Origin of the sequence: Runella zeae DSM 19591 (genome assembly GCF_000423565.1) — a bacterium.
GTDB classification, from domain to species: Bacteria; Bacteroidota; Bacteroidia; order Cytophagales; family Spirosomataceae; genus Runella; species Runella zeae.
The window spans coordinates 1-8,371 of the sequence record NZ_KE384046.1 but is presented as its reverse complement, the minus strand read 5'-3'; the positions used below and the strand labels follow the sequence as shown (position 1 = coordinate 8,371).

The 8,371-nt window shown below is 42.8% G+C and carries 6 protein-coding genes; all 6 read left to right on the top strand.

What is annotated here, in order from left to right:
• Positions 1 to 323 precede the first annotated feature (323 nt).
• Complete coding sequence (locus G563_RS0131605) at positions 324 to 917, top strand: RNA polymerase sigma factor (RefSeq protein ID WP_028668862.1); 594 nt, start codon at positions 324 to 326, stop codon at positions 915 to 917.
• A gap of 42 nt (positions 918 to 959) precedes the next feature.
• Entirely contained in the window at positions 960 to 2,048 is a 1,089-nt protein-coding gene (locus G563_RS0131600; protein ID WP_028668861.1) for a FecR family protein, read from the top strand.
• A gap of 134 nt (positions 2,049 to 2,182) precedes the next feature.
• Positions 2,183 to 5,668: a TonB-dependent receptor gene (locus G563_RS0131595; protein ID WP_229598596.1), complete on the top strand. Its 3,486-nt coding sequence runs from the start codon at positions 2,183 to 2,185 to the stop codon at positions 5,666 to 5,668.
• Between the two features lie 19 nt (positions 5,669 to 5,687).
• Positions 5,688 to 7,121 (top strand): RagB/SusD family nutrient uptake outer membrane protein, encoded by a 1,434-nt coding sequence (locus G563_RS0131590; RefSeq protein WP_028668859.1) that lies wholly within the window; start codon positions 5,688 to 5,690, stop codon positions 7,119 to 7,121.
• A gap of 593 nt (positions 7,122 to 7,714) precedes the next feature.
• A complete protein-coding gene (locus G563_RS38745; protein WP_028668858.1) occupies positions 7,715 to 7,939 on the top strand; it encodes a hypothetical protein in 225 nt (74 codons plus the stop codon).
• Positions 7,940 to 8,104: 165 nt separating this feature from the next.
• Complete coding sequence (locus G563_RS0131570; protein WP_028668857.1) at positions 8,105 to 8,314, top strand: hypothetical protein; 210 nt, start codon at positions 8,105 to 8,107, stop codon at positions 8,312 to 8,314.
• Positions 8,315 to 8,371: the final 57 nt, after the last annotated feature.

Here is an 8,371-nt window from a genome sequence, read left to right as displayed (position 1 = left end):
TCAATCCCAATACGTGGCAACTTTACAAAACTGACTTAGACGGAAAAAATCCTAAGCTGTTTTGTGTGCTAAAAAGAGATTCTAACTATCCTTAAATTGTCTGTTTTACGTCGGAGACGCAGTACCGGTTTTTACCCCAAATGATAGTTTGGGGCGAGCTATGCTGTCTTTTGCGTCGGAGACGCAGCACCGTTTTTTGCCCCAAATGATGGTTTGAGGCGAGCTATGGAACTTTATTTAAAGTTTTTATAAAAAAAATCATAATCTAAAGGTTAGGTTTATTGGTTTGATGTCTCGTGTCATTAAAGGTCCTATTTGAACGCATGAAACCCCGACCCAAAGACGAACTCACCCAACAGCTCTGGCAAGATTACCGCGCAGGTGCTCCCTCTGCGTTGGCACAGTTGATGCAATTACACTACACTGATTTATTTCATTGGGGTATGCGTCTTTGCCCTGAGCGCGAAATAGTGAAGGATTGCATTCAGGAGCTTTTTTTGAGTCTCTGGCAAATTCACGCTACCATTGGCGAAGTCGAAAATGTGAGGGCTTATTTACTAAAATCCCTCAAAACCAAACTATTAAGAGAGCTCTCTAAACAACACAACCATTTGTATGAGCTTAACGACGAATACGACTTCGACGTACTGTTTTCGCCAGATATGCGGATGATTGAAGACGAGTATGAAGTATATCAACTCAAAAGACTAGAGCAAGTGCTGGACCAACTTCCGCAGCGTCAAAAGGAACTCATCTATCTACGATTTTACCAAGACCTAAGCTACGACCAAATTGCCGAAACCATGCAAATCGGCCGACAATCGCTGTATAATTTACTTCAAAAGGCTCTCTCAAGCTTAAGAAAGCACTGGCAAGTGGGCCTCAACTTATTATTATTAGCAATGTGGGTTAGATAATCGGCCTTTTGGTATCTTATTGACAAGCATTACACCACTCAAATGAAAAAATACGAAGAATATACCGCCTTAGATTTCGTCAAAGACGACTCTTTCCGAGATTGGGTTCGGGGCAAAGGGCGTGATGAAAGTTTTTGGATGCACTTTTTACAACAGCATCCCGAAAAAAAGGCGGACATTCGCCAAGCGGAGTTGCTCATTAGAGCCATGAATGTGGCTCCCGAATCACTTTCTGAAAAAGAAGTTCGTCAGGAAGTCAGCCAATTTTTAGAGAAAATCACTAAATCTTCTGACCAAAACGTAGCGGTATCTACTCGTTTTTGGTGGCAACGCCCTTGGTATCGATTGGCGGCAATGATAGCGTTAGTCATTGTGGCCTCAGGTACTTGGTGGATTATGAATAAGAATCAAAAAACTGAATTGAATAGTTCGTTTCTCCCTCTCAGCAATTCGCTAGCCGAAACCGTAAATGAAACCGAAGGCTCCTTAATGTTGACTCTAGATGATGGTTCCACGGTAAAACTCAGCCCGCACAGTCGGTTGAAATACGCCCCCAAATTCACCGGCGAAATCCGCGAAGTGTTTCTGACGGGCGAGGCGCTTTTTGAGGTAGTGAAAAAAAAGGAGCCTTTTTTGGTACAAACTGGAAAGCTAACTACCAAAGTACTAGGTACAATCTTCACCGTAAGAGCCTATGAGTCAGACAATCGCGTCACGGTTCAAGTACGCTCTGGCAAAGTCTCGGTCTATTCGAATGATAAGAAGACTCCTACCACAATGACCACTACCAAAGGCGTGATTTTGACGGCTAATCAAGCGGCGGTTTTTGAAGAAAAAGAAAAACAACTTAGCAAAACATTGGTGGTAGAGCCTATTGTGCTGCGACCTGAGGTAATTATCAATCACTTTTCTTATGACGAAACCCCACTTTCGCAAGTTCTGAAACAATTAGAGCAAGCCTATGGTATTCATTTTCAGTTTGACAACGAAAGCCTTAAAAACTGTAAAATCACGGCAACACTTTCCAATGAATCTCTATATGATAAACTTCATTTACTCTGCAAAATCACGGGGGCAACCTACGAGATTGTGGACGGGCAAATCATCTTTGACGCCCAAGGATGTATCTAAAAGAAAAATCGGCAGTGGTACCAGCACCGCCGATTTGGATTTAACTTTTTTCAAATGTGTGTCTAAGCTATCTAAAAAAAGATGGTAGTGAAGATTAATGTCTCAAAACCAATGTTATAAACCCAGACAAATTTATGCAAAACCTTTTTACTGGTCAATTTTGGCTTCGAATTATGAGGTTTACTTTGACGCAACTGATAGTTGCTGTGCTATTTTTGAGTATATCCCATGCCCACAAAATGCACGCTCAGGAACTCCTGAACCAACGACTGACGCTAAGTTTTGAAAGCGCTGAAATCAAAAAAGTACTACAGCGGATCGAAAAAACGACCAATGTACAGTTTATGTACAGTTCCAATGTATTACAAAACACTCGACGAGTATCCCTAGCGGCCCACAATGAACGCTTGGCAGATGTTCTTGAGAGCTTACTCACACCGCTAGAAGTGGCCTATGAAGTAGCAGGAAATCGCATCTTACTCAAAAAAGTAAAAGCCGAAAAAACCACCAACTCCGCCCAAACATCTATCCACCCAAACGTCTTCGCCCCCATCGACCGGCAAATATCCGGAAAAGTAATCGATGAAAACGGGGGAGGATTGCCCGGAGTAAGTGTGGTGGTAAAAGGCACCTCTAAAGGCGCCATCACCGACGGCGACGGCAAATATTCCCTCAGTATTCCAGAAGGGAGCGTCACCTTGGTGTATAGTTTTGTTGGGTACGAAGCGCAAGAAGTTGCAGTGGGAAGTCGCACTACCGTAGATGTTACTTTAAAAGTGGACGTAAAAGCCCTGAGCGAAGTCGTGGTGGTGGGGTATGGTACCCAAAATCGGAAAGACGTAACAGGCTCCATCGCTTCTATCAGCTCACAAGACATCAAAGATATGCCCGTCACCAACGTCGCTGAAGGAATGGCAGGAAAATTGCCCGGGGTATTGATTCAACAAACCACTGGCGCGCCTGGCAATAGCCCCTCGGTCAAAATCAGAGGGTTTGGGTCAATCAGTGCAGGAAATGGCCCTTTGATTGTGGTAGATGGTCAACCTCTCAACTCAGGCGACCTTACCAATGGTAGCGGCCTCAACCTCATGAACCCCAACGACATCGAAAGCGTAGATGTATTGAAAGATGCCTCCGCGACTGCTATCTTTGGTTCGAGAGGAGCCAACGGTGTAATGATGATTACGACCAAGCGCGGTAAAGCTGGCCGCAGCCGTATCAACTTTGATTATTATACGGGTATCCAAGAAATCAGCAAAAAAATGGATATGCTAAATGCCCAGCAATTTGCGGAATTTAGCAAAGAAGCCTCCAACAACGCTTATTTAGAGCGCGTAGCAGGTGCGCAAGCTTCCGATCCCAACAGCGCCCGCCCAGCGGGAAACCGCTATCGCTATCCACGTGGCGAATTTCCCGGCATCAATTTTGACAACCCTGCCGCTTTGACATCCTACGACTACCAAAGCCTGATTTTTAGACAAGCCCCTATCAGTAGCTATCAGCTTTCGGGTTCGGGGGGAACCGATAAAATCCAATACATGATTTCGGGAAACTATCTAAAACAAGATGGTATCATCAATACTTCGGGTCTGAAACGCTATACATTCCGTTCTAATATCGACGCCCAATTGTCGCCTAAATTGAAAATCGGAATGAGCGTGAGTCCTTCTTTCACCACCGAGCGCCGCGTCAATTCGGACGGACACTGGGCAAGCAATGGTGTTATCAACGCCGCTTTATCGCAAGCGCCTATCATTCCTATTTACCAAGCGGATGGCGTCACTTACAACTCCCAAGCTTCTATTGCAGGGGCTTATGACTGGGCAGGCGTTACCAATCCCGTGGCCAACATCACCGAACTCGACAATACGGCAAGTACGTTGCGTTTGTTGGGTAATACTTACGCAGATTTGACCATTTGGAAAACCCTCAAATACCGCGCTACGTTTGGTGCTGACTTAAATTATTTCCGTCAAAATCAGTTCCAAACTTCGGCTATTCCGTTGAACCAATTGTTGCCCCCCAACGCCAACGCCGGGTCTTCAACTACCCGTCAATCAATCAACTGGGTCACTAGCCATACTTTAGGTTATAATGTCAGCTTTATGGCAGACCACTATCTCGATGCTTTGGTAGGTTTTGAAGCACAAAAAAATGATTTTGAATCTAATAGCGTCAACGCTAACCGTTTCCCTAATGATATTGTACGTACTGTCAACGCAGGCGTTATCATCGGTGGTAGTTCTTTGCGCGATCAATGGTCGTTGGCGTCTTATTTTGCCCGGGTAGGTTATACTTACAAAGACCGCTATTTGGTCAATGCCTCCATTCGTCGCGATGGTTCATCGCGTTTTGGCGCCAATCAACGCTACGGTATTTTCCCTTCGGCCTCTATTGGTTGGCGCGTTACGGAAGAGCCATTCATGAAAAACATCCCAGCCATCTCCGAAATGAAACTTAAAGTAAGCTATGGCTTGGCAGGAAATAATGCTTTCTCCAATTATGGCTCTATCGGGATTTTGGGAGCTGATAACTATGTATTTGGCAATGCCCTCGTCAACGGTTTGGCTACTTCTACCATCGGTAATGACAACCTAACTTGGGAAAAAAGCCGTCAAACTGACATTGGTCTGGAGTTGGGTTTATGGAAAAATCGAATCTTTTTCACCGCCGATTATTATTCAAGAATCACCACCGACTTGTTGCTTTCGGTACAAGTCCCCACCCTTACAGGTTTCTCAACCGCCAGTCGTAATATTGGTAAAGTCGAAAACAAAGGAATGGAGTTTGGGCTCGTAACTCGCAACACCACGGGCAACTTGAAATGGACGACGGATTTGAATATTTCGTTTAATCGCAACAAAGTATTGGCACTCGGGCCCACAGGCGACGCCATCAGAAGTGGTACGGGTGTAGGCGAAACCAACATTACGGTCATTGGCAAACCTCTTGGTAATTTCTACGGCTATCAGCAATTGGGCGTCTTTAAAGACCAGGCCGATTTGGACAGCTACCCACACGACGCCACCGCTCGTCCGGGTGATGTGAAGTTTGCGGATATCAACAACGACGGCAAAATCAACGCTGACGACCGTACTATCATCGGAAACAATCAGCCTGACTTTATTTATGGTATGACCAACACCCTATCTTTCAAAGGGTTTGACCTTGGTATCACGGTTCAAGGCGTGCAAGGTGGTCAGATTTTAAATTTGAGCCGCCGTTTTATCGAAAACTTAGAAGGAAATCAAAACCAATTATCGACCATACTCAATCGCTGGCGTTCACCGCAAGACCCTGGCGATGGGATTGTACCTCGCGCCAATCAACGTACTACTGGCAACAACAACGCCATTTCGAGTCGTTGGGTAGAAAGTGCAAGCTACTTCCGGGTTCGTAACATCACCCTAGGTTACAACTTACCTAAAGCAGCGATTGATCGCATCAAAATCCAGAGTCTTCGGCTATATGGTGGTATCCAAAACGCCTTTACTTCCACCAAATACCTAGGCTTCAATCCTGAAGTGAGTGGCTACGAAAACGCCCTTACGGGTGGAGTTGATTATGGCTCATATCCCTTGGCACGTACTTACACTGTAGGTTTGAATATCGGTTTCTAATCCCCAAAACGGTAACACAATGAAAAGAAGATACATATACCTTACCGCCGTCGTACTAAGCCTGAGCGGTTGTAAAGAGAGTTTTTTGGCGCTTGCCCCTATCTCCAATACCAGTACTGCTACTTTTTATAAGACCGGCAACGACATGGTGATTGCCCTCAACGCCACCTATGGTTCACTTCAATCATCGGGGCAATATGGCAGTTACTACGTAGTTTCGGAAATCCCTTCCGACGACACCACGCCTGTATTGTCTGGCTCGGTGACCGACCAAGATGAATTTGATAAATTTTACCTTCGTACGACCAATCCTTTCTTAGCTACTCGCTGGAACGACGGCTATCGTGGCATTTACCGCGCCAATGCAATCCTCGACCGGATTGGAGCGGTCACAATGGACGAAAACCTCAAAAAGCGGGTCATTGGCGAAACCAAGTTTTTGCGGGCATTGATGTACTTCAACTTGGTAAGGGTATTTGGTGATGTGCCTTTGGTATTGAAAGAAACAACCGACCCCGCCGAAGGATATAACTATGACCGAGCGGCGGTAGCAGATGTATATGCCCAAATCATCAAAGACTTGACCGAAGCCGAAGCAAACCTTCCCGACCGATATACGGGAGCAGATATAGGCCGCGCTACCAAAGGAGCCGCCAAATCACTGCTCGGCAAAGTGTATTTGACTCGTAAACAATATGCCGAAGCTGCCACAAAGCTCAAAGAAGTGATTGACAGTGGTGTGTATGATTTGTTGCCCAACTATGCCGATGTATTCAAAGCGGCCAACAAAAACCATAAAGAATCGATTTTTGATATTCAATACAAAAAAGGTTCAATCGGAGAAGGCAACGGTCTTCCCAACACCTATGCCCCCGAAAACTCAGGCAATTCGGTAGTACAGTTTGGCGGCGGTGGTAACAATCGCCCCACAGCCGATTTTGTAAACGCCTATGAAGCAGGCGATTTGCGTCAAAATGCGTCTATGGCTACGGGCTATACCAATGCCCAAGGGGTACGGGTTGAGTACAACTATGTTCGTAAATATTCGGATACTCCTACCGTCAGTGGCGATTCAGAAGACAATTTTCCGGTGCTACGTTATGCCGATGTGTTGTTGATGTATGCAGAAGCACTCAACGAAACCGCCAAACCTGCGGAAGCACTGCCCTACCTCAACCGCATTCGTCAAAGAGCAGGTTTAGCCGCAAAAGGCACTTTAACCCAAGCTGAAATGCGCCTTGCAATCGAACAAGAACGACGTATGGAATTGGCATTTGAAGGGCATCGTTGGTTTGATTTGGTACGTACAGGCCGCGCTATTCCTGTCCTTACGGCCAAAGCACAGGCAATTGGCATTAAAACCAGTTTAACGGAGAACAACCTTGTTTTTGCCGTTCCACAAAGCCAAATAGATATTAATCCTTCGAAAATTAAGCAAAATCCGGGGTATTAATGTTGGCAAGCAAAGCCTATTACTCGGCCATTTAGACTATATCCATCATTATTAGAAATACGCCAATAGCAGTCCTACGACATGGGGCTGCTATTGGTTTTTATGGCAAATAAGGCTCTCTTGGTAAAAAAATACAAAAATCAGCGTAATATAAAAAATATGCAAAAATTTATGACAATATTTGTTATTTTGTAATAAAAATTGACATAAAAAACACTTAATACTTTAATTTATTTCACAAATATGCTCAGTAAATCATGCCTCCAAATGTTAACAGAAAAAGACAAATATGGTCTTTTTCAAAAATTATTAACTAAAAATATTCCACCTCTATATCAGCATTTTATATCCAATTATAAACTAGGAGCAAAAGGAATTCAAAAACAAAAATTTTTTATGACAATCATTTGATGTCTCTAACTTCTATTGTATTTTTTACAACCATTGCTGATAAGATATATAAAAATTCTATTTATTATTTTTTCAGAAGAGGAAATTTTAGAAGAGTTGTATAAATATTTAAACAATCCCTTAGATTATCATTTAGAAGGTTTATTCTAATTGGTAGATTTGATATAGCTGACTCTATTTTATTGAGCATAGAAGGAGAACATCTTAATGAAACATGGTCTCTCAATAGCGACTTAGGATATGACAGGCCTGAAATTCAAATGATTAGTGAAGATATTTTTAGTTTTTTTCGTTTGTGCAAAGAGGTAATCATTGAAATGAATTTAAAAATGAGAGAGATTATCACATCACAACTCTACCGTAACTGGGGAGAAGATTTTTGGCGGGTACGGGAAGAGGGAGATTAAATACGTATGAAATCATAATAAAAAGTAACAAACTATAATTTATTTTTCTACTAAGTTCATAATAAGGGCTTTTGTAAGGCACATGCAAATACTAGTGGAGCAGCGATTATTAATCATCAATTGCAAGCTTTTTGTTTGTCTTAATTCCCTAAACTATCAACAAATATGAAAAAAACCGGATTTGAAATGTTTAAAACACGAAGTTTAGAAGACAAAATCGATATTTTTGAATTCGAAACAGCTAACCATCTAAAACTTCCTCCTTTATATAAAACATTTATAGAATCTTTTCAAGTTACTAGAAAAGGGACTATAGACACCAAAGACTTTAGATATTATAGAGTTGTTCTTTTGCTGATAATCAATATTTTATGATATATTTGCGGTAATTAACATTTTAATAAGTTATTATGAAATCACAAAGAATTAGTA

Excerpts from the sequence above, each read along its gene's own strand:
- G563_RS0131590 (WP_028668859.1), top strand. The coding sequence starts at position 5,688 with ATGAAAAGAAGATACATATACCTTACCGCCGTCGTACTAAGCCTGAGC.
- G563_RS0131605 (WP_028668862.1), top strand. The coding sequence starts at position 324 with ATGAAACCCCGACCCAAAGACGAACTCACCCAACAGCTCTGGCAAGAT.
- G563_RS0131595 (WP_229598596.1), top strand. The coding sequence starts at position 2,183 with ATGCAAAACCTTTTTACTGGTCAATTTTGGCTTCGAATTATGAGGTTT.
- G563_RS0131600 (WP_028668861.1), top strand. The coding sequence starts at position 960 with ATGAAAAAATACGAAGAATATACCGCCTTAGATTTCGTCAAAGACGAC.
- G563_RS0131570 (WP_028668857.1), top strand. The coding sequence starts at position 8,105 with ATGAAAAAAACCGGATTTGAAATGTTTAAAACACGAAGTTTAGAAGAC.